This window comes from Pseudoalteromonas sp. HL-AS1 (assembly GCF_031198785.1).
Taxonomy (GTDB): Bacteria; Pseudomonadota; Gammaproteobacteria; order Enterobacterales; family Alteromonadaceae; genus Pseudoalteromonas; species Pseudoalteromonas distincta.
In genome coordinates this window covers 3,201,865-3,224,162 of sequence record NZ_CP133569.1, presented here as the reverse complement: position 1 = coordinate 3,224,162, position 22,298 = coordinate 3,201,865, and the positions used below count along the sequence as shown (strand labels likewise).

Sequence of the window (22,298 nt, the reverse complement as noted above, 5' to 3'; positions counted from 1 at the left end):
ATTTATCTAATTAAATACGTTTGCACCATTTTACAGGATTTACTGCGCGTCCTTTGTGGCGTATTTCAAAGTATAGACCAGAACTTGCCTGTCCGCCGCTTTGGCCTACCAAAGCGAGGGTTTCGCCTTCACGTACCATATCCCCTACATCTCTTAGTAGCGTTTGAGCGTGGCCATATAGGCTCATAAAACCTTCACCATGGTCTACAACAATTACCCATCCATAACCTTTTAGCCAATCGGCAAATACAACTTGCCCGTTGTGCACGCTATTAATATTAGTTCCTTCTTTTGCACCAATTAATACGCCTTTCCAATCAATACCACCATGCTTACGTTGGCCGAATGTGTGCTCTAACTTGCCTTTGCTCGGCCAGTCTAATTTTCCCTTGCTCTTATTTAGGCCAAGTAATTCTATTTTTTGTGTTTTTTCTTTTTCGAGCTCTTTAATCGTTGTTACTAAAGTTTGTTGGTTTTCTTTTAAATAATTTATTGAGCTTTTAGTGCTGCTAAGCTGAGCTTGTAAGTTTTTAAGATTAGCTTGGCGTTCACTTTGTGCATTAAGTAATGCAGTTTGACGCCTTTTTTGTTCATCAAATAAAAGCTCTAGTTTTTCTTGTGTTTTAACGAGCTCTTTTTGGTTTTGTACTATTTGCTGTTGAAGATCTTTTAGATCTTCGATTTGTTCAATACGGGCTTTATTTAAGTAATTGTAATAGCTAAGTGTGCGCTCAAACTTGGCTGTGTCTTCTTGATTCAACAGCATTTTAGAGTAGTCGTCGCCACCGGCCATATAGGCACTTTTGAGTTGCGCGGCTAAAATTTTCTGAAACTGAGTGTGCTTTTTATCAAGCTCATCGGCTTTACTTTGTAACTCTTTTTGCTGTGTTTTAGTCTCTTTTACAGATTGCTCTGCCATGTTAAGTGCTTTAGCATTTTTAGCTATATCGAGTTCATGGCTTTTTAGATTTTTTTGTAGCGACGCTATTTTTTTTCTTTGGGCGTTATATTCAGCTTGGCTTTGCTCAAGTGCATTTTGAACCTCTGATAAGTCTTTTTTAGTACGATCTTCATTAGCAACTGCAGATGCAGCCACTAATGAAGTTAGTATCAAACCGCACTTAATTAACCGGTTAATACGTTTATTCATGTGTTATTTCAACATCATGATAGGCGTACCAGTCATTTCGCTTGGTTGCTCCATGCCCATTAAGTGAAGCATTGTAGGGGCTACATCGCTTAATGCTTTACCTTGCATAGGCTCTGCATCGCGACCAACATATATAAAATGTACCGGTTCACTAGTGTGGGCAGTATGCGCTTGGCCTGTTTTAAGATCAGCCATCTGCTCAGCATTACCATGATCGGCTGTTATTAGTGCTTCACCACCAAACTCTTCAAGTGCATCAACAACACGTCCGATACAGCTATCTACAGCTTCACAAGCTTTAACAGCAGCTTCAAATACACCAGAGTGACCAACCATATCGCCGTTAGGGTAGTTACAAATAATAGCATCGTATTTACCGCTTTTAATTGCTGCTACTAGTTTGTCGGTTAGCATTTCTGAGTTCATTTCAGGTTGTAAGTCGTAGGTTGCAACTTGCGGCGAAGGAATTAGCTCGCGTGTTTCGCCTTTAAATTCACTTTCGCGCCCGCCACTAAAGAAAAACGTAACGTGTGCGTACTTTTCAGTTTCTGAAATGCGAAGCTGTGTTTTGTTATTTTTTTCAAACCACTCACCAAGTACGTTTACTAACGGTGTTGAACCAAAGGCAATAGGTGCATCTATATCGGCTGCATACTCTGTCATCATTACAAATGCACTAAGCTCTGGCGTTCTTTTTCTTGCGAATCCATCAAAATCAGGCTCAACAAAAGCGCGAGTAATTTCGCGGGCTCTATCTGCTCTAAAGTTGGCAAAAATTAGAGTGTCGCCATCGTTTATTGAAGCAGGAGCGGCGCCTGTTGGTGTAATGGTTGTAGCGGCCACAAATTCGTCGTTTTCGTCGCGCTCGTACGCTGCATTAAGTGCCTCTACGCCGTTATCAAAATTAAAGTCACCTTCAGCTAATGCAATTACGTTGTAAGCTTTTTCTACGCGGTTCCAACGGTTGTCTCTGTCCATTGCGTAGTAGCGGCCAATAAGTGACGCCAAACGACCGCATTTAAGTTCGCTAAATAACGCTTCAATACGTTCGATTGACGCTTTAGCACTACGTGGAGGTGTATCGCGGCCATCTAAAAAGCCATGAAAGTAAACTTCTTTAGCGCCACGTTTTGCAGCAAGTTTTATGCTAGCAACTATGTGGTCTTCATGGCTATGCACACCACCTGGGCTTAAAAGACCCATTATGTGAACTGCTTTTCCTGCACTTACCGCTTTATCTATGTTTTCAACTAAGGCTGGGGTTGAATCAAATTCGCCATCGTTAATTGCTTTAGTGATACGGGTAAAATCTTGATAAACAATGCGACCAGCACCTAAGTTCACATGGCCAACTTCTGAGTTACCCATTTGACCATCAGGAAGACCAACATCTAAACCCGAAGCTGATATTAATGTGTGTGGCCGTGTGGCCCATAAATTGTCTAATACCGGTGTGTTAGCTGCAAGAATAGCATTACTTTGCGTATCTTCGCGGTATCCCCAACCGTCTAAAATCATTAATACCAGTGGTTTTTTATGCTCTGTCATAATAGCTCCTGAAAATTAGTATCTGTTGATGGATACTGTGCACCTAAAAGGTTTATTAGCGTGGTTTTAGCATACCGTGTTTTTAAGCTAGGATCAGCATTGAAAACAAGATATTAAATTTTTTCACTTATACCTCATTGACTAACCTGAACTCTGCTTGAGATAGATTTATTATCCAGAGTTCTTGTTAACTATATATGGGGGCTTTATCGTTTTTTAAACGTCTCTAAGTGCTCCTAAACTCGCATTTTAGGTTGGTTTGGGTATACTTGCGTGGCTAAAGTACAAAATAATTAAAACATCACGTTTTAAAACATAATTTCATAGTGGAAGTAGAATGGATCAATATATTGAATTTATTACAAATCATCCCATTTTAAGCCTTGCTTGGGTTGGTATTGTTTTCCTTATTGTTAGTGGCTGGATAAAAAGTAAGTTTTCAGCTGTTCGTCAAATAAATCCTCAGCAGCTTACGTTACTTATTAACCGTGATGACGGTCAAGTAATCGATATACGTGCGCAAAAAGAGTTTAATGCAGGGCGTATTTCTGGTGCTGAGCACTTAAGCCCAGAGAATGCGAAAAAATCTGACTTTTCAAGCCTTGAAAAGTACAAGACTAAACCCATTATAGTTGTATGTACTACAGGTATGACTGCCCAAGGTACTGCAGCCGCTATGAGTAAAGCTGGTTTTGAACGAGTTTACTTATTAGCAGGTGGCATGGGTGCATGGCAATCTGCCAGCTTACCAACTACAACAGGTCGCTAATCAGTTTAGCTAGGCCGATAGAGGATTTATTATGAGTAATGTTGTTTTATACACCAAGGCGTATTGTCCATTTTGTCAGCGTGCTCTTTCGCTTTTAAACAGCAAAGGCGTTGAATACACAAATTATGATATTGGTGTACAGCCTGAGCTACGCGATGAAATGATTGCCAAAGCAGGTGGTGCAAGCACAGTACCGCAAATTTTTATTAATGATGAACATATCGGTGGCTGCGACGACATGATGGCTATTGAAGCGCAAGGTAAACTTGACGCTAAGCTAAACGCTTAATTTAATTATAATAACGAACAAGTTAGGAATAACAATGAACGAAGAAAATCAAAACGTAGCAGCTGCACAAGACGGCGCACAATTTACTATTCAACGTATTTACACTAAAGATGTATCGTTTGAAACGCCAAACTCTCCGGCCATTTTTCAAAAAGAATGGACGCCAGAAGTTAAGCTAGACCTAGATACACGCTCTAATAAACTAGACGAAGGTGTATTTGAAGTTGTTTTAGCGCTGACTGTAACCGCTTCTCTTGGTGAAGAAACTGCGTTCTTATGTGAAATTCAACAAGCAGGTATTTTTACTATTGCTGAAGTTGAAGAAGTGCAACTTGCGCACATGCTAGGTGCATTTTGTCCTAACGTGTTGTTCCCATATGCACGTGAAGCTGTTTCAAACCTTGTTAACCGTGGTACTTTCCCACAGCTTAACCTTGCGCCAGTTAATTTTGATGCGTTATTTGCACAATACATGCAACAACGTACTGCGCAAGTTGACCAGGCTTCAGCAGACGCATAACTTATGAGTACAGCAACTACAGCTGTTACTGTATTAGGGGCGGGGTCTTACGGCACCGCCCTTGCTATTTGTTTAGCCCGAAATGGTCACCACGTGACACTTTGGGGAAGAAATAGCGACGACGTTGCCACGCTTGCAGCTGAGCGGAAAAATCAACGTTACTTACCTGATGCTCCTTTTCCAGATACTCTTACTCTTGAAGCTAACTTACAACATGCCGTTGCTAGCAGCGCTATTGTACTTGTTGTTGTGCCAAGCCATGCTTTTGGCGACACACTTGCGCAGATTAAACCTGCATTGCAAGACGGTGCTAAAGTAGCGTGGGCAACTAAAGGGCTTGAGCCTAATACTGGACGTTTGTTACAAGAAGTGGCTTTGCAAGAATTAGGTGATGATATTCCACTTGCGGTACTGTCGGGTCCTACGTTTGCAAAAGAAATGGCGATGGGGTCACCTACAGCTATTTCAGTGTCTTCTACGTCGCCTGAATTTGCTCAGCAGCTTGCTGATTTACTTCATTGTGGTCGCTCATTCCGTGTGTATAACAATGATGATTTTATTGGTATACAGCTCGGTGGTGCGGTTAAGAATGTAATTGCCATTGGTGCCGGTATTTCGGACGGTGTTGGTTTTGGCGCTAATGCGCGTACCGCACTTATCACCCGAGGCCTTGCAGAGCTTACTCGTTTAGGTTGCGCTCTTGGCGCTAAGCCAGAAACCTTCATGGGGATGGCAGGCCTTGGCGATTTAATACTAACGTGTACAGATAACCAATCACGTAATCGTCGATTTGGTTTAGCGTTAGGTAAAGGCGAAAGCGTCGATGCTGCTATTGAGTCAATTGGTCAAGTAGTTGAAGGCTTTAGAAATACCAAAGAAGTGTATTTATTAGCGCAGCGTAGCGGTGTAGAAATGCCGATTACCGAGCAAATTTATAAAGTGCTTTATGAAAATAAAGATATGAAAGAAGCTGCAATGGCGCTATTAGGCCGAGAGCAACGCGCTGAATAAGCGCTTGAGCTAGGCCTTAACTAAAAAACCGACACTATGTCGGTTTTTTATTGCCTAACGGATTATATTTACTGCGCGTTAGGGAAGCCCAACTGACGCCACGACTCGTAAACAAACACGGCGACTGCATTTGACAGGTTCATACTACGGCTATTTGCTTGCATAGGAATACGTACACGCTGATCGTTTGGTAATGCTTGAATCATTTCATCAGGCAGGCCGCGTGTTTCAGGACCAAACACTAAACAGTCGCCAGCTTCGTAACTTGCTTCATGGTGAAACTGACTACCTTTGGTTGTACATGCATATATTTTTTTTGGTTTACATTTTTCAAGGTAATCTTCAAATGAGGCATGGCGTTGAACATGACTAAATTCATGATAATCAAGTCCTGCACGTTTCACGCGCTTATCGTCCCACTCAAAACCTAGCGGCTCAATTAAATGTAATGCATAGCCGGTATTGGCACATAGGCGAATAATATTACCAGTGTTAGGCGGTATTTCAGGTTGGTATAAAACAATATCCAGCATAATGAGCCTTATAAAATAATCTGTAGTTTGACGAAGGGCAGTATACACGAAACCTTTTAAAAAAATGATATACTCACACTATTGAGTACTCCTAATTATCGGATTAAAACGTGCATAACCGTAGCTACGAATTTTGGGTTAAAACTTCAAGCATTGTTACCATGGTAATGGTTAGTTTAATGATTGGCGCAAAAACATGGGCATGGCTGGCTTCTGGCTCTGCCTCAATGCTTGGCTCGTTAACTGATTCGTTAATGGATATTACTGCCACCGCCATGAGTTTTTTAGTGTTAGGTTACGCACTGCGCCCAGCAGATGATGACCATAGATTTGGACACGGAAAAGCTGAAGCACTTGCAGGGCTTGGACAAGCCGCGTTTATTGCAGGCTCAGGTTGCCTACTTGCTTTTCATGGTATTGAGCGATTATTTAACCCTATACAGTTAAGCCATTCTTTATTAGGTGTGTGGGTAAGTATTTTTGCTATTGCGTGTACGCTCGTCATTGTATTTGTACAAAACAAGGTGGTTAAATACACCGATTCAATTGCTATAAAAGCCGACTCAGTACATTACAAAGGTGATTTAATATTAAATGCCGCTGTGCTATTAGCTATTTTGTTAGCTTATTATGGTGTGTTGTATGCCGATCCTGTTTTTGCGATAGGTGTAGCGGGTTACTTACTTTATAACAGCTGGGATATTGCTCGCGATAGTGCCGATCATTTAATGGATAAAGAACTGCCAGATGATGAAAAGCAAAGCATATTTGATATAGCCAGAGCCCATGCTGATGTACATGGTGTGCATGATATTCGTACGCGCCAAGGCGGAAAAGTTAAGTTTATCCAAATGCACTTAGAGCTTGATGATCATTTAAGTTTGATTCGCGCACATAACGTAGCTGATGAAGTAGAGGCAATGCTTAAAGAGCGCTTTGAGTCTGAGGTAGATATACTGATCCACCTCGACCCTTTGTCGGTACTTATTAAGCCGTCACCGACTCACAAAACTGATACAAGCTTTTAAGCAATGGCTGGCGTATTTCATCACGTTCAAAAAACAGCTCGTGTTTAGCGCCTTCAAAGCTTTTAAGTACCGTGTTTACGTGCCTGTTTGCTAATTTATATTGGGCATTGTTATCAACCACTTCGTCGTTTTGCGCACTGGCAATATAAAGTGGAATAGTCACGCTCAAGTTATCCACAGAAGTTATAAATGCAAACGTCGCATTTAGCCAGCCGTAAGTAACACCGCCGAGCTGTAGTAATGGCTCTTCTTGATATGTTTGCCTAAATAGCTCGTAACGCACTGGGCTGCTGGTTAATACATTTGTAGCAAACTCATCGGGTATGTAATCGGTTTGCCCTAGTGCGTAATTGTCTTTTTGACCCAAAAGGGTAGCGGTACTTGCTATTAATTTAGCTAAAGGCTTTGGTGTGTTTTTTGTATAAATATCAAGCATAGGCGCTGATAAAAACGCGCCACTAAAATTGTGTTCAAAATGCGCAAGGTAATCAAATGCTATGGCGCCGCCCATTGAATGACTCACTAACACCTTTTTACCTTGCCAATGAGTATCCACTATTTGTGTATTAAATAAGTTTAGGTCTGCGCTGTAATCTTTAAATTGATTAACATGGCCTTTGTGCTTATTTGGTAGGTGGCGATAAGAGCGGCCTTGTCCTTGGTGATCGGCTATGAATATGGCAAAATTATTGTTATACAGCTCCCATAACAACTCTTTATATTTATCTAACCCTTCAAGGCGCCCAGAGCTTATTACAATGGCATTTTTGGCTTTATTTGGTATGGCATAAGCATAAAATAATTGCCCGTTAGGCGTATCTAAATAAGCTTTAATTAGCGTGTTTTTATAAAAATTATTAATTGTTATTTGATTACTTTTAAGCTCACGCTCACTACTATAAAACATGCTTTACTCTTTTATTAATGGCAAGGTTATATTAGCACACAAGCCACCTTGTTCTTTATTTGATAATACTAAACTGCCGCCATGTGCAGTAATAGCATTTTTAGCAATCGCAAGACCTAAACCCGTGCCACCACTTACGCGATCCCGCGCATCTGATTGCCTAAAAAAGGGCTCACAAAGCTTGCTCAGTTGATCATCGGGCACACCAGAGCCATCATCACATATTTCTATATAAATGGCATCTGTGTGCTTTAGAGTAATGCTAATTGTATTGTTTGCGTATTTAATAGCGTTACGAAGTAGGTTTTCAAGCGCACTGGCAATAAGTGTTTCGTCGCAATTAATATTTACGTCTACAGCGCCCACTATATTGAGCTGCTTATTATTTTGTTTTGCTTCAAACTGCGCATCGTTAATAACGTGATCTACAATTATTTGTAATGATTGTTTTTGCAATGAAAGCGCTTGGCTTTTTGCTTCTAAGCGAGAAACTTGCAGCACGTCGGCAATCATCTTATCAAGTTGGTTTGCTTCTTTTTCTATGCGTAATAAATACGATTGGCTAGCGTCGTTAGCTTGCATTTGCGCAAGACCGGTAGCCATTTTTAAACGCGTAAGGGGCGAGCGTAACTCATGTGATATGTCGGCTAATAAGCGTTTTTGTGAACTAATTAAAAGCTCTAACTGATTGGCCATGCTGTTAAAGTCTCGCCCAAGTATTCCCAGCTCATCTTTTCGGTTTACAGAAATGTCGGCTCTTGCGCTTAGGTTGCCCGCTGATAGTTTAATAGCTGCTTTTTTAAGACTATTTATAGGGGCTATTAAGTTACGGCTAAATACAAAGCTTAAAATAAGAGAGGCAACAATTGCGATGACTATTTTCATCCAATTAGGCATAAGCTTAAAGCGCATTAATAGCGGCGGTTGATGGTTAATATCTATTTCATAAAGATAAAAACTCCCTTCAGGCACGTTTATGTTAACAGGGCCGAAGGCTTGATATTTTTCAGTAAAAATAATTTGTGGTGACATATTTTGAGTAAAGTTTAATAAACTTAAGTCGATGCTCTCTGGCACCTCTTTACTACTAAGGGAGTCTTCGCTTTGAGCTGCGCTTAAGTATAAAAGTTTACGCTTTGATAGGCGGGGGTGTACTAATACATCGCTTAGGCTGCGCTTATGTTTAATAACAGTGCGCTCAATACTTTTGGCGGTATATATTAAGTTTTTTTTCATAGGGCCATAAAGCGGCTTGTTAGTTACCGCGTTAATAGCGGTAATGTTACTTAAAAATATAAGCGCTGCAACGGTGCCGATTATAGTTAACCAAAACCAAATAAATATTTTAAAAAACAGGTAGTGCCCAGGGTGTTTTAACCAAGCAAAGTAAGTGCTTTTATTCGCCTTGGATAAAGACATAACCCGTACCTCTCATTGTTTTAATTCGCTCACCTGGAATATGCTCTGCTATTTTTTTGCGGATATTACTTACATGCATATCGATAGAGCGATCAAAAGAAGCTAAGCGCCTACCTAGTACTTCTTCACTAATTTGCTCTTTACTAACCACTTCACCTGCATTTTTACACAATAGCGTGAGTATTTCGTACTCTGTACCAGTAAGCGTTAGTGTAGAGCCGTCTATTGAAGCCTCGCGCGCAGCAAGGTTAACAGTAATGCCATTAACGAGTAACTTACTCGTTGTAGCTACATTTAAGCTATTAATGTGCTCTATACGGCGAGTTATTGCTTTTACGCGGGCTAGTAATTCACGATGATTAAAAGGCTTTGGAATGTAATCGTCAGCGCCTAGCTCTAGACCAAAAATACGGTCAAAGTCTTCACCTTTTGCTGTAAGCATTATTACCGGTGTGAGTTTTGTTTGCCTAAGTTGTTTAAGTACTTCAAAACCATCAAGCGTTGGTAACATTACATCTAGCAATATCAGGGCGTAGTCATTTGCTTGTGCTAGTTCAAGGCCTTGTTCACCGTCGTGTACGCATTGTATTTCAAAGCCTTGGGCAGTTAAATATTCACTTAATAGCTCACAAAGGCCAGTGTCGTCATCAATCATTAATAGTTTCATTTACAAACCCTTAGAGTTGTTTATAGCGTTATTTTACCCGCTAAATAGTGCAAAGGTGAATCTTTACACAACCTTTACACTGCTTTGCGTTACTTTGCGTTGAGTTAGGTATAGTTAACTCACTGGCGTATACCCAGTCAGCCTCAAGATACAGAATTCAGCGTTTCACAGCAGCTGGCTATCAAGGCGTGACTTTGCAAGAATGGCATTCCCTTTTAAAAAGTCACAACACCGAGAGCTAGTTGCTGTGAAACGCCCAAAGGGTTGGTTTTAAAACGATTTATTCTGCGTTATAGGTTTTAACAAGGGAGCAACCATTGGTTACAATCAATGCCTTGCCTAAATAGTTTTTAATTCCAACTGAAACTCGCTTCTTGCGGTTGATTGGGTATGTTAGCCACAACCAACCCAATATTAAGGTAATGATTATGACTAAATTAAACACACTTTCAAAATTAGTACTTATCTGTGGCTTAGCAACAGCAACGCTTGGTGCTGGTAGCGTGTTAGCTAAAGGCGACGGACATAAGCAAGGCCATTCTCAAACTCGTTTTTTACTTTCTGAGCGCGGCGTTGAAAAATTAAACCTAACAGATGAGCAGCAAACTAAGCTAAAGGCTATTTTTGAAGCGCAAAAAACACAAATGAAAGCACTGCGTGGCGACGATAAAGAAGCCCGTAAAGCGATGCGTGAAGCGCACAAAGCAAAAATGGATGCATTACTTTCGGCTGCAACATTTGACGAAAATGCAGCAAAAGAGCTATTAAATGAACGTCATGAAAAAGGTGAGCAATTTGGTTTAATTGAACTAAAAACACAACACCAAGTAATGCAAGTGCTTAACGCTGAGCAAAAAGAGAAGTTTGCTAAAATGCAAAAGCGTATGAATAAAAAGCACCGTAAACAAAAAAGTTAATTTTACTTTTTTGTAAATACTAAAAAACCAGCGTAATGCTGGTTTTTGTATTTAGGGCATTATGAAGATAAATTATTTAAAAAAGTCATCTTCATTTTTAGCCATCATTGCCTCAATATCTTCTATCATGTCTTGGCTAAACTCTTGTGCCGAGGTGATTGGTGCAGAAATTTTATTATTTTCGAACGACCATTCACCTAAATCAATTAGTTGGCAGCGCTTTGAGCAAAAAGGGCGAAATGGGCTTTGCTCTGACCATTCAACTTTAGTTTTACAGGTTGGGCAGTTTACAACAGTAGGCATAAATTACTCTCTACAAATTTTTGGTGCATATTACATTACTTAGATATGAGTCTCTAGATATAAGGCTCTGAGCTTAAAGCTTAGAGCCTTATATCTTTTACTGTGGGACTTTTAAAAATTGGTTACGCGGTTAATTTCACCAAGGGATGTAAGGCCATCGGCTGCTTTGCGTAAACCCGATAAACGTAAATTATTAAACCCGGCTTTAAGTGATACGTCTGCTATTTCAAGCGAATTACCACCGCGCATAATAATTTGGGCAATTTCAGGAGTAATTTGCATTACTTCGTAAATACCCACACGCCCTTTGTAGCCATCAGTACAGCTATCACACCCTTTAGGCGTATATAACGTCATTTCTTCAATTTGCTCGGCACTAAATCCTTGGCGAGCTAGTTCTTCACTCGGAAGTTGTTCTGGCGTTTTACATTTAGGGCACAAGCGACGTGCTAAACGCTGGGCTATTATTAAGCTAATCGAGCTTGCTACGTTATAAGCGGGTACACCCATATTTAATAAACGAGTGATTGTTTCCGGCGCTGAGTTTGTATGCAATGTTGATAAAACCAAGTGACCTGTTTGCGCCGCTTTTATTGATATTTCTGCGGTCTCTAAGTCACGTATTTCACCTACCATAACTACATCAGGATCTTGACGTAAAAATGCGCGCAGTGCGTTGGCAAAAGTCATGTCGGCTTTAATATTTATTTGTACTTGGTTTACACCTTCAAGGTTAATCTCAACCGGATCTTCCGCAGTACTAATATTACGCTCAGGTTGGTTTAATATATTTAAACCTGTGTATAGCGATACTGTTTTACCAGAACCCGTTGGCCCTGTTACAAGTATCATCCCTTGAGGCTGGGCAAGCGCATCCATGTAGAGCTTTTTCTGCTCAGGCTCATAGCCTAATACATCAATGCCTAACATAGCGCTTGATGAATCAAGAATACGCATTACTATTTTTTCGCCCCACAAGGTAGGCATGGTACTTACACGAAAATCGATACTTTTGCGTTCAGTAATTTTTAGCTTAATACGACCATCTTGTGGTTTGCGTTTTTCGGCAATATCGAGTCTCGACATAACCTTAATACGCGCAGAAAGCTTAGTCGCTAATGTGTTAGGTGGGCTTGCAACTTCATGCAAAATGCCATCAATACGAAAGCGAATACGGTACTTGTGCTCATACGGTTCAAAGTGTAAATCAGAGGCGCCTTTTTTAATGGCATCCATTAAAATTTTGTTGATATATACGATGATAGGCGCATCATCTTTATCGTCATCTTGCTGGGATGTATCTTTTTGGCTTTCTGAGTCTAAGTCAGCAAATTCTTGAAACTCGTCATCAGTTAAATTTAAGCTGCCAGCAGCATCTAGTAACTGCTCAATTTTGGCATCGAGTTGAATATAATCAACAGCAACAACTTCGCATGATAGACCGGTACTAAACTCAAAGTTTTCAAATGCGCCATAATCTGTTGGGTCTGATGCTGCTATATAAACTTTTCGATCTTTTTGAACAAGCGGCAAAATGTGATGTTTACGTATAAGTTTTTCTTTTACGAGATCGGCTGGAATTTTTGTAGGGTCAAAATCTTTTAAATCAAAATAAGGTACGCGAAACAAATCAATACATTGTTCAGCTAAATCTTTACTATCGATTTTTCCACATTTAGAAATAAGCTCAGCTGTTGAGGCAAATTCATTTTGTTTGTTTTTAACCGTGTCGGCATCAATGCGGCCAAGGGTTATAAATTTTCTCAATAACGGTGAGTTAATATTCATTGCGCACCTGTTTTATTCCTTCAATAGTAAGCAATTTATCAGAAAAAAGAAGGTGATTACATCACCTTTCATTCTTTGTTGTGATTTTACTAACTAAAATACGAGTTTGTGTGAGTTAGTTTTGTTGTGTAATGCATATTGTAGGTACTTTTTATGAAGATCAACAAGTTCTATATGCACTAGGTTTAAACTACGGTCGTTATTTAAAATATCATCCGCTTTTTGCTGTTTATCGGCGCGTGACATTTGCGAGGCAATAATACTTTTAACTTGCTCACTACTTGTGTTGTCACGTTTTGCTGTACGCGCTATTTGCACAGAGGTTGGTACATCAATAAGTAGGGTATGGTCGCAATACTTATCAAGATTATTCTCAAACAATAAAGGCGCTACTAAAACAGCATAAGGGCTAGTTGCATTATTTAAATCGTTTAGTATTTTTGCGCGAATAAGAGGGTGTAGCAACGCATTAAGCCATTTTTTGTCACTGTCGTTAGTAAATATTTTTTTGCGAAGCTCTGCTCTATTTAATGTGCCATCAGGTAATAAAATATCTTTACCAAAGTGGGCTGTAATCGCTTTTAGCCCTTTGCTATTTGGGAGTACGACTTCACGCGCAATTATATCGGCATCAACTATTGTAATACCAAGCTCTCCAAACATATTGCTTACGGCCGTTTTACCACAGCCAATACCGCCTGTTAAACCTAATACCCAGCTGTTTACTTTAGTAATTTTCTCACTCATTTTAATAACCTATTAAATTAAAATAAGCGCCTTGAATTTGGTTGCCCCAAAGCATTGCAATCCAGCCAGCTATCGCTAAATAAGGGCCAAAAGGGATAGGGGTCGCTTTGTCTTTACCTTGTATGCTCAACAGTGCAATACCTATTATGGCACCTACTACGCTCGAAAGCAGAATAATAGTAAGCAATGACTGCCAGCCAAGTAACGCCCCAAATACAGCGAGCAATTTAAAATCGCCATAGCCCATGCCTTCTTTGCCGGTCAATAGCTTAAATAACCAAAATACGCTCCATAAGCTTAAATAACCACAAGCAGCGCCAATAATGGCATCAGTAGGCGTAATTGTGTAACCTAATACCGAGGCAATAAGTGCAAGCCATACAAGCGGTAATGTAAGCTGGTCTGGCAGTAACATGTGATCAATATCAATAAAGGTTAGTGCTACTAAAATCCACGTTACAAAAATATATAAAAGGGCTTGCTCGGTCGTACCAAAGCTGTAGGCAACAATTAAACTTAATACGGCAGTAATTAGCTCTACAGCAGGGTAGCGAGCAGAAATAGGGTTACTGCAGCTTGCACATTTACCTTTAAGTATTAACCAACTAATAATAGGAATATTCTGCCAAGGCTTAATGGCAGTTTTACATTTAGGGCAGGTAGAGTTGGGTTTTACTAAGTTGAAAGGTTCGCTGGTGTTGGCTTGTTTAGATTTATTAGCTGTAAGTTCATCTTCCAACAGTAGTCTGCATTCGCTTTGCCACTCACGTTGCATCATTAGCGGTAAGCGATAAATAACCACATTTAAAAAGCTACCGATACATAAACTAATTAAGCCAACTGTGGTTAAATAAAACCACAATTGGCTTTGCATTACTTCAATAATACTTTGCATCATATTACCTGAAAATTGTTTTAAAAATTAAGTGAAAATTGTTTTAAAAATTAAGTGAAATTATTATCACAAAGAGAAATAAAAGAGAGTAAATGAGAAGACATTACTAGCCATACCTTAACAAAAAGGTAAGCCTCTCTTTTATTTCCTGTAAATTGTTATTCTTGGTAATTAAATGACAGAGCCCAATTGGAAAATAGGTAAGTACATCGCAACAATCAAGCCACCAACAAGTACACCCAGTACGGCCATAATAAGTGGCTCAAGTAGGCTTGAAAGACCGTCTACTGCATCATCAACTTCTTGCTCGTAAATAGTTGCTACTTTAGCAAGCATGCCGTCTAGTGAGCCAGATTCTTCACCAATCGCAACCATTTGTATTACCATATCAGGGAATATTTTTGAGTTACGCATTGCCCAGTTCATTTGGTTACCCGAGCTAACTTCGGCTTTTATATCTAAAATGGCATAGCGGTAAACCGCATTACCTGAGGCGCCTGCAGCAGAATCCAGCGCATCAACTAGCGGTACACCAGCAGCAAAGGTAGTCGAAAGTGTACGAGCATAACGGGCAACAGCAGCTTTATTTAAAATCATGCCAATGATTGGCAGTTTTAAAACAGCTCTGTCGGTAGCATCGCGGAGTTTTAAGCTTTTTAGTTTGGCCTCTTTAAAAGCCCAGCCGAATGCAATAATTGCTATTAGCATCATCCACCAATATTCCTGCATAAACTCCGATATGCCAATTACAAATAGGGTAAATGCAGGGAGCTCAGCACCAAAGCCGGCAAAAATATCCTGAAACTGCGGTACAACAAATATTAGCAATATTGAGGTAACTATAAGTGCGATAACTAATACCGCAATTGGATAAAACATCGCTTTTTTAATTTTTGATTTTAGTGCTTCAGACTTTTCTTTATAAATGGCCACGCGGTCGAATATTTTATCTAAAGCGCCAGATTGCTCGCCCGATGCCACTAAATCGCAATATAAATCATCAAAATAACGGGGGTGACGTCGCAGGGCTTGCGATAACGGTTGGCCAGCCTTTACCTCATCAGCAATGCTTTCCATCAGTTTACTTACACTTTTATTGGGTGAGCCTGAGCCAATCATTTCGATTGACTGAATTAGCGGTACACCCGCCATTAGCATGGTGGCAATTTGCCGAGTCACCAACGCAATATCTTTTGGGGTTATTTTTTGATTGCTAGCTAAACCAAACAATGGTTTAGCTTTTCGCTTAACCTTAGAAGGGGTAATACCTTGTTTACGCAGTTGTGCTTTAACTAAAGCAACACTTGAGCCGGTCAGTTCGCCTTCTAAACGTTTACCGCGAGCACTAACACCTACCCACTGAAACGTGTCTAAGCTTTTATTTTCTGGTTGTTTTGCCATAAAGTTCTCTTATTTTGAGGGAGCTTCCCATATTCCTTTATCCCATGAGATGTTTTGAGGATATAAGGCTTTAGCCAACTTTCTTTCCGCTTCCGCTTGATCCTTTAATCCAAGAAATATTAGCGCTCTGATTCTCTCAAAGTAAATATAGTCACTAGGGTAAACTTGTAAAAACTCTTTCGACCAATTTAAAAAACTATTTACCTTAGCATGGTTTTGATTCTGAATTGCAACTTCAAGTTTTAATGTATTGATTTGTATTTCTTTGAACTTGTATTCAATGAAAGGGTTTAACGTTTTTGATAGCAACATATGGTTGTTAGGTTCATTGTAAATATAATGCCTTAATGTGATACTTGACTGTATCGCTGTTATGGTGAATATGGTAATAAAAACAACTATGAGTAAATTAGTGATTTTCAAAAAGCTTAGGTTTATTTGAATGCTCTTTTCTTTTAGGTTGCATGCTTTAGTTATATAAAACAATAAAAACGTGAAAACAATAAAATGTATAAATGATTGGTAAAAAGGGTGTTCAGTGCTGCTGTGAAGTAAAATAGGTGTAATAAGTAGGAAAAGTCCAAATTTGTTCTGCGAGTTACTTTTAAAAATAATAGAACATAAATAATAAAACAATAAAAGCATGGCGGATGCAGCTATAACACCTCCTTCAACTAACCATAAAATAAATTCGTTATGAGGGTGATTTACTTTTTTTCCTATATTTATATTATTCCTCTCGGCTGCTTTTATAGCTGAGTGATCAGTAATGACTCGATGAAAGCTGCCGTAACCATGCCCAATAATAGGTTTTTCTAAAAAAGCGCCTAAACTATCTTGGTAAATTTGTAATCTTGCATTAGGGGTACTAAACATCTCTTTTTTTGATACGTATTCATTACCCGTACTATATGGAAGAGTTTTCGCCAGTATAAAGCTTGCCATGATACCCGAAAGAAGGAATGCAAGCTTTCTTCTTTCTTTTTCTTTAAATATTAAAAAAATATACCAACAAAGAATAACACCATACGCTAGGAGTCCCGTTCTGGATTGAGTCAAAAATAAAGCCCAGCTATTCACAAAAATACATAGGTATAAAAAGCTTTTTAGACTTCTTGCCTTTAATCCTGTTAGTAAGTAAAACGAAATAGCAATGCCAGTTGCTGTATAACTAGCTAACACATTCACCTGCTGGAAAATACCTGTAGGGCGATCATATTCAATTTTTATCGCAAAGTAACTATCTGCGGTCATTAAGTAGTTCTGATAAAGGGCAAAACAAGCACTCAATAAGCTAGAAAAACAAATTAAATACAAAAGAGATTCATTAAAAGTTTTCTTATCTTTTATCTGTAATAAACAAAAATATGTCAATAAGCCTAAAGCGATATAAATAAACCTAGGCAAAGCTGAGTAAAGTTGGATTTGTTCACTATATAGTGATGGGATCAAAAGTAATGTAAATGAGGCAAACGCAATAGTTAAAAAGAGATCGGATTTAAAAGTCTGGTGGCTTTTTATTGAGTTGTAAATAACGATGAACAACGCCCAGCTTAATGACAATAAAGCAAATGTATTAAAAGGTAATGAAAAGCCAAAACCGCCTACGTTAGGGATGTAAAAAAATATTGAAATGAGCAGTAACGGGGTAAATAGTAAAGCTGTTTTATTAATATGAAGCAAATTGAAAGGCCTAGCAAAAAGAGCGCATCTAGCGCTCTTTAGGTTTTAAAATTAAGAGCAGTTAGTTGGTTTGTGTTCTGCATCAGCTGTTGACGCACATGTCCACTCGCCAGCTTTAGAGCGAGATAATGTTACTGTCTTACCGTTTACTGCAGGACCGCCCGAAACAGTGCCTTTAATACTACCCGTACCTTCACCATCAGCAGAGTCAGCAGTTATTGCCACACCTGAACAAGCCTTATTATTTATACCTAAGTCATCAGCATCAAGAGTGCCAGAAATGCTGCCTTCATTCATTTTGATTTCAAATGCAGTTTTGCCCGGAGCAATTTCAGCTAAACAAGCTGTAACTTGTGATTTAGATGTGTAGTTTTGATAAGCAGGTAGTGCTACTGCCGCCAAAATACCTATAATTGCTACTACGATCATTAATTCAATTAGGGTGAAACCCTTTTGGTTCTGTTGTGTCATTGTTTTCATGTTTCCTCTCCTAAAGGATAATGTTGTGGTAAATAAGCGTTATTTAAGTAGCATTAGTGCTTAGCTTAATTTGTTTATTTAACCTGTTTACTTAATTTGTTTATTTAAACTGTTTATTTAAAGAACAAACTTTACTGTACAGCGTATTATTAGTTTGTATAAACAAGAACACGCTGTGAATTTAGTTATTAAAGTTACCAATATTTAGCACTTTAATGTGTTATTTAGTTACTTTTATATTTATAAATTAGCTTATATTTTTAGGTATAGCTGTATAAATACTTAACTTTTTTATGCATTTCATTGCACTCATTAATATTAAACCAGCTAATTAGTGCTTTTATATTAATGGTACATTCATTTATAGTACAACAGCGTGAGTTTACCACTGTTTTTTTACTTTTTAGTACACGGATTATATTTAAAAAAAGTATTTTATTTAACAAAATGTTAAAAAGCAATCCTTTCGGGTTATTTAATGCTTTATAGTATCTATTGTCAATGAATTAGCGCAGTTTAAATTTAAAGTCTGCGTTATTATTAATCAAATCGCATTGATAAATCGATTGATTGTAAGTTTTTTGTTAGCGCCCCGCTCGATATAAAGTCTACCCCAGCTTGTGAGTGAGTTTTAAGCGTTTGTAGGGTCATATTGCCCGAAACCTCAAGTTTTGCGCGTTTGTTAGTAACTACTACAGCTTGCTTTATTTGCTCTACGTTAAAGTTGTCGAGCATTATAATATCGGCACCGGCATCTAGCGCTTGTTTTAGATCAACAAGTGATTCAACTTCTACTTCTATTGGTTTGTTTGGTTGGTTTTGTTTAGCTTGCGCCACGGCTTTGTTTATACCGCCACACGCTGCTATGTGATTTTCTTTTATTAAAAACGCGTCGTATAAACCAATACGGTGGTTTGCACCGCCGCCACATTTAACGGCGTATTTTTGTAAAATGCGTAAACCAGGTATGGTTTTGCGGGTATCGAGTAGTTGGGTTTTTGTACCCGCAAGTTCTTTTACATAATGAGCTGTGGTAGTAGCCGTGCCCGAAAGTGTTTGTACAAAGTTAAGTGCTGTACGCTCGGCAGTTAAAATAGCGCGAGCCGAGCCTGTTGCTGTAAATAAAGTACTGTTAGCTTTAACTGCATCGCCATCGTTTACTAGTACATTTACTACAACGCTTGGCTCTACTTGCTTAAATACTTCAATAATTAGGTCTTTACCACAAAATATGCAGTCTTCGCGGGTAATTAATTTAGCGTTTGCTTGCTCATTTTGAGGGATCAATTGCGCGGTAATATCGCCTTCTTGTGCGGTTTGATAATTTAAATCTTCGTCAAGTGCTAGAGTAACAAGCTGAGTAATAAGAGTGTGCGAAATAGACATGGAATGCTCATAAGCGTTAATAAATTAAGCAAATTTTACTATGTTTATAAAAGAAAGAGAAGCGATTGCCTTTTCACCAATATAAAGATAAGCGCTTGAAGTAAATTCGTACCTACGTGTGGGTTTGTATTATCTGCAGGTGAGGTTTTATACCTCGCTTTTAATTTCAAAAGTTATGTTACATGAGCGGATGTAAATTAGCACCTACGTATGGGTTTGAATTATTTGTAGGTGAGGTTTTATACCTCGCTTGTTACTATCATTGTTTTAATAAATCCATTAGCATCAGTGCTATGTATATCTTGATATTTATATAATAAACGTATCATGAAAATAGATTTAGACGGTGTTTTAAGTACGGTAGCGCAGCGGCCTTGTTCGCATTTTGATGAGCGCCCTGATGAGGCTGATATTTCTTTATTGGTGATTCACAATATATCATTGCCAGCAGGGCAGTTTGGTACCTCTTTTGTTGATGAGTTATTTATGGGTAGTATTGACTGCAATGCTCATCCGAGTTTTAGTGACTTAAATAATTTACGTGTATCGGCCCATTGCTTTATAAAGCGCACCGGTGAGGTTATACAATACGTGCCTTTTGAAAAATGTGCTTGGCATGCCGGGCAATCGGAGTTTGAGGGGGTATCTGCTTGTAATAACTTTAGCATTGGTATTGAGCTTGAAGGTACCGACACCACGCCATATTCTTTAGCGCAGTACAAAACATTAACTACACTTAGTAAATCTATAATGCAACGCTATCCAAAAATTACCCCTTCGCGTATTGTTGGGCATTGCGATATTGCCCCTGGGCGTAAAACCGATCCTGGCAGTAGCTTTAATTGGCCATTGTTTTTTAATATGCTTGAACAACTAAGTTAAGAGAGTTATTCCCATGATTTTAGTTTCTATAATAATTGCATTAATACTGGAGCGTTTAGGGGCTCGGTCTAATTACTGGCAGATAAGCTACTACACAAATGGTTATTTAAATCGCTCTAATAAGCTACTAGGTGACAAAGGCTTATTTAGCTCAGCACCGGGCTTTTTAATTTGGCTTTTACTTCCAGTGATTGTGATGGCACTAATTTATTGTTTATCTGATTTTGTATTGTGGCAGTTGGGCATTAATATTGCCGTTCTTTTGGTTTGCTTTGGTTGTGCTAAGCAGCGTGCTTTATATAAGTCGTATTTAAATGCGTTAACGCGAGATGACGGTACTGCTGCATCTTTATATGCGTTGCAAATAGGTCAAAAGCGTACTGATGATCAAGATGGTGGCGAAACCTTTGGGCAAACATTGGCGTGGGTAAACTTTAGATTTTACTGTGCGGTTATTTTTTGGTTCGTTGTTTTAGGCGCGCCAGGTGCGGTTTTATATGCATTGGTACGTACTTTAGCTGATTTAGTACGAGAAGATCATAAAGTAATATTTGCTAAGCGTTTTAAACTTATACATAAACTATTGTTTTGGCTCGACTGGTTACCTGCACGTATTACCAGCTTTGGTTATTTAGTAATAGGTAACTTTAATAAAGGCACAAGCTGTTGGCTACGTTACGTACTTAACTTTAAATCTCCAAACCGCGAAGTAGTAACATGTACTGCACTTGCTGCAGAGCAAGTTGAAAAGCGTTATTACGGCTGTACCTACGAAGCCACGTGTATGATTAAATTTGTCAAGCGTAATGTATTATTTTACTTAGTACTAATAGCGTTGCTTACATTATTTGGTGGGCTGTCGTAGTCGCGATTTTACATCGCGCATTGTGTTTTTCGGTTGGGAGGTTAGTTGCCAAATGTCGCGGGATAAACCCGCTGCTACGATATTGCGTAGTCGCGATTTTATATCGCGCATTGTGTTTTTCGGTTGGGAGATTAGTTGCCAAATGTCGCTGCTACGAGTTTAGATAAATACTATCCCAATATGGGTAGTCTGCAATATTTTCTATTAAATTTGCACGCAAAGGGTTTGCGACTATGTATCTAGCACAGCTATTTAAGTCTTCGGTATTTCTTATTAAGTGATCATAAAACCCTTTTTGCCAAAGCTTTTGTCTGCCAAATTGTCTATACACCGTGGCTGAGCGTCCTTTGAAGCTTCTAATTACCTCACTTAATGTTGTGCTATCGGATAATTGTAATAACCAATGAATATGGTTTGGCATTATCACGAAAGTATTTGATTTAATTAGTTGCTCTCTTTCTAATCCCCTCATTTCATTGATAATAGCTCTATTAATTATTAAGCTTGTGAATAGGTTGTTTCGCTCATGACAAACCAGTGTAATAGCATAATATTGGTTTGCTTTTGATACTTTTCCCTTTCGTAATAAATATGAACGATGCATAACATACCCGTATTTTAGCAATCACAGACCCACGAATTTAAAGCATATGCAATTTTTATAAATTTGCGTAGTCGCGATTTTACATCGCGCATTGTGTTTTACGTTTAGGTAATTACTTGCACAATAGTCGCGGGGTAAACCCGCTGCTACGATATTGCGTAGTCGCGATTTTATATCGCGCATCGTGTTTTTTTGGTTGGGAGATTAGTTGCCAAATGTCGCGGGGTAAACCCGCTGCTACGATATTGCGTGATCGAAATTTTATATCGCGCATTGTGTTTTATATTTAGTGGACTGATCGTGTGTAAATTGCAGCTATTTCTTTGGTACTTTTATCCTGTTATTAATTTCTTTAATAAATTCAACTAGAGTTAACACTCTATTTTTCTGGTCAGACCAATTGTTTTCATCCTATTAACGTTATAACAATTTTTGCAAATTGCGCATTGTTTGATCTTCGTTCAAAATGCGTTACGCTACTTTAATTGCTCAAACTACCTGTAAAT

General features: G+C 38.8%; 23 protein-coding genes. 8 read left to right on the top strand and 15 right to left on the bottom strand.

Annotated features, from left to right (window positions below; genetic code table 11):
- Positions 1-10: 10 nt before the first annotated feature.
- Both RB214_RS14940 and gpmM read right to left on the bottom strand, forming a co-directional pair.
- Positions 11-1,150 (bottom strand): murein hydrolase activator EnvC, encoded by a 1,140-nt coding sequence (locus RB214_RS14940; RefSeq protein ID WP_197098828.1) that lies wholly within the window; start codon positions 1,148-1,150, stop codon positions 11-13.
- Between the two features lie 3 nt (positions 1,151-1,153).
- Positions 1,154-2,698 (bottom strand): 2,3-bisphosphoglycerate-independent phosphoglycerate mutase, encoded by a 1,545-nt coding sequence (gene gpmM, locus RB214_RS14935; RefSeq protein WP_007582830.1) that lies wholly within the window; start codon positions 2,696-2,698, stop codon positions 1,154-1,156.
- Positions 2,699-3,035: 337 nt separating this feature from the next.
- Between gpmM and RB214_RS14930 the strand changes: the two genes are divergently transcribed.
- Genes RB214_RS14930 through gpsA form a run of 4 tightly spaced genes read left to right on the top strand, consistent with a single transcriptional unit; the run spans position 3,036 to position 5,287 of the window.
- Positions 3,036-3,467 (top strand): rhodanese-like domain-containing protein, encoded by a 432-nt coding sequence (locus tag RB214_RS14930; protein WP_007376037.1) that lies wholly within the window; start codon positions 3,036-3,038, stop codon positions 3,465-3,467.
- Positions 3,468-3,498: 31 nt separating this feature from the next.
- Positions 3,499-3,756, top strand: coding sequence for a glutaredoxin 3 (gene grxC / locus RB214_RS14925; RefSeq protein ID WP_002957783.1), 258 nt, complete (start codon positions 3,499-3,501; stop codon positions 3,754-3,756).
- A gap of 34 nt (positions 3,757-3,790) precedes the next feature.
- Positions 3,791-4,276: a protein-export chaperone SecB gene (secB, locus tag RB214_RS14920; protein ID WP_309167702.1), complete on the top strand. Its 486-nt coding sequence runs from the start codon at positions 3,791-3,793 to the stop codon at positions 4,274-4,276.
- Between the two features lie 3 nt (positions 4,277-4,279).
- Positions 4,280-5,287 (top strand): NAD(P)H-dependent glycerol-3-phosphate dehydrogenase, encoded by a 1,008-nt coding sequence (gpsA, locus tag RB214_RS14915; RefSeq protein WP_309167701.1) that lies wholly within the window; start codon positions 4,280-4,282, stop codon positions 5,285-5,287.
- A gap of 68 nt (positions 5,288-5,355) precedes the next feature.
- Here the strand turns inward: gpsA and trmL are convergent, their stop codons facing one another.
- On the bottom strand, positions 5,356-5,820 hold the full coding sequence (gene trmL / locus RB214_RS14910) for a tRNA (uridine(34)/cytosine(34)/5-carboxymethylaminomethyluridine(34)-2'-O)-methyltransferase TrmL (protein WP_309167700.1): 465 nt from the start codon (positions 5,818-5,820) through the stop codon (positions 5,356-5,358).
- Between the two features lie 161 nt (positions 5,821-5,981).
- Here trmL and RB214_RS14905 point away from each other — a divergent pair, with 161 nt between their 5' ends.
- On the top strand, positions 5,982-6,848 hold the full coding sequence (locus tag RB214_RS14905; RefSeq protein WP_081709160.1) for a cation diffusion facilitator family transporter: 867 nt from the start codon (positions 5,982-5,984) through the stop codon (positions 6,846-6,848).
- Here the strand turns inward: RB214_RS14905 and RB214_RS14900 are convergent.
- Genes RB214_RS14900 through RB214_RS14890 form a run of 3 tightly spaced genes read right to left on the bottom strand, consistent with a single transcriptional unit; the run spans position 6,808 to position 9,841 of the window.
- Positions 6,808-7,755 carry an alpha/beta fold hydrolase gene (locus tag RB214_RS14900; RefSeq protein ID WP_309167699.1) on the bottom strand — a complete coding sequence of 316 codons (948 nt, stop codon included), beginning with the start codon at positions 7,753-7,755 and terminating at the stop codon, positions 6,808-6,810. The genes RB214_RS14905 and RB214_RS14900 overlap by 41 nt on opposite strands.
- Before the next feature lie 3 nt (positions 7,756-7,758).
- Positions 7,759-9,174: an ATP-binding protein gene (locus RB214_RS14895; protein WP_309167698.1), complete on the bottom strand. Its 1,416-nt coding sequence runs from the start codon at positions 9,172-9,174 to the stop codon at positions 7,759-7,761.
- Positions 9,152-9,841 (bottom strand): response regulator, encoded by a 690-nt coding sequence (locus RB214_RS14890; RefSeq protein WP_197098823.1) that lies wholly within the window; start codon positions 9,839-9,841, stop codon positions 9,152-9,154. The genes RB214_RS14895 and RB214_RS14890 overlap by 23 nt, the downstream gene beginning before the upstream one ends.
- A 428-nt stretch (positions 9,842-10,269) precedes the next feature.
- Here RB214_RS14890 and RB214_RS14885 point away from each other — a divergent pair, with 428 nt between their 5' ends.
- The gene (locus RB214_RS14885) at positions 10,270-10,758 is read left to right on the top strand and encodes a periplasmic heavy metal sensor (RefSeq protein ID WP_309167697.1); all 489 of its coding nucleotides are present in this window, start codon (positions 10,270-10,272) and stop codon (positions 10,756-10,758) included.
- Between the two features lie 72 nt (positions 10,759-10,830).
- Here the strand turns inward: RB214_RS14885 and yacG are convergent, their stop codons facing one another.
- From yacG to nadC, 8 genes are all read right to left on the bottom strand, one after another.
- Positions 10,831-11,061 (bottom strand): DNA gyrase inhibitor YacG, encoded by a 231-nt coding sequence (gene yacG / locus RB214_RS14880; RefSeq protein ID WP_024597564.1) that lies wholly within the window; start codon positions 11,059-11,061, stop codon positions 10,831-10,833.
- Positions 11,062-11,172: 111 nt separating this feature from the next.
- Complete coding sequence (gene pilB, locus RB214_RS14875; RefSeq protein ID WP_309167696.1) at positions 11,173-12,849, bottom strand: type IV-A pilus assembly ATPase PilB; 1,677 nt, start codon at positions 12,847-12,849, stop codon at positions 11,173-11,175.
- Between the two features lie 93 nt (positions 12,850-12,942).
- Positions 12,943-13,596, bottom strand: coding sequence for a dephospho-CoA kinase (gene coaE, locus RB214_RS14870; RefSeq protein WP_309167695.1), 654 nt, complete (start codon positions 13,594-13,596; stop codon positions 12,943-12,945).
- A 1-nt stretch (position 13,597) separates the two neighbouring features.
- A complete protein-coding gene (locus RB214_RS14865) occupies positions 13,598-14,491 on the bottom strand; it encodes an A24 family peptidase (protein WP_309169028.1) in 894 nt (297 codons plus the stop codon).
- A 171-nt stretch (positions 14,492-14,662) separates the two neighbouring features.
- A complete protein-coding gene (locus tag RB214_RS14860) occupies positions 14,663-15,892 on the bottom strand; it encodes a type II secretion system F family protein (protein ID WP_309167694.1) in 1,230 nt (409 codons plus the stop codon).
- 9 nt (positions 15,893-15,901) lie between these two features.
- Positions 15,902-17,575, bottom strand: a complete 1,674-nt coding sequence (locus tag RB214_RS14855) for a Wzy polymerase domain-containing protein (RefSeq protein ID WP_309167693.1) — start codon at positions 17,573-17,575, stop codon at positions 15,902-15,904.
- A 51-nt stretch (positions 17,576-17,626) separates the two neighbouring features.
- Positions 17,627-18,055: a pilin gene (locus RB214_RS14850; RefSeq protein WP_309167692.1), complete on the bottom strand. Its 429-nt coding sequence runs from the start codon at positions 18,053-18,055 to the stop codon at positions 17,627-17,629.
- Between the two features lie 540 nt (positions 18,056-18,595).
- The gene (nadC, locus tag RB214_RS14845; protein WP_309167691.1) at positions 18,596-19,441 is read right to left on the bottom strand and encodes a carboxylating nicotinate-nucleotide diphosphorylase; all 846 of its coding nucleotides are present in this window, start codon (positions 19,439-19,441) and stop codon (positions 18,596-18,598) included.
- 327 nt (positions 19,442-19,768) lie between these two features.
- Here nadC and ampD point away from each other — a divergent pair, with 327 nt between their 5' ends.
- Together ampD and ampE are read left to right on the top strand one after the other, a co-directional pair.
- On the top strand, positions 19,769-20,323 hold the full coding sequence (gene ampD, locus RB214_RS14840) for a 1,6-anhydro-N-acetylmuramyl-L-alanine amidase AmpD (RefSeq protein ID WP_309167690.1): 555 nt from the start codon (positions 19,769-19,771) through the stop codon (positions 20,321-20,323).
- A gap of 13 nt (positions 20,324-20,336) precedes the next feature.
- On the top strand, positions 20,337-21,188 hold the full coding sequence (gene ampE / locus RB214_RS14835) for a beta-lactamase regulator AmpE (protein ID WP_309167689.1): 852 nt from the start codon (positions 20,337-20,339) through the stop codon (positions 21,186-21,188).
- Between the two features lie 151 nt (positions 21,189-21,339).
- Here the strand turns inward: ampE and RB214_RS14830 are convergent, their stop codons facing one another.
- Positions 21,340-21,792, bottom strand: coding sequence for a transposase (locus RB214_RS14830; RefSeq protein WP_309167688.1), 453 nt, complete (start codon positions 21,790-21,792; stop codon positions 21,340-21,342).
- Positions 21,793-22,298 lie beyond the last annotated feature (506 nt).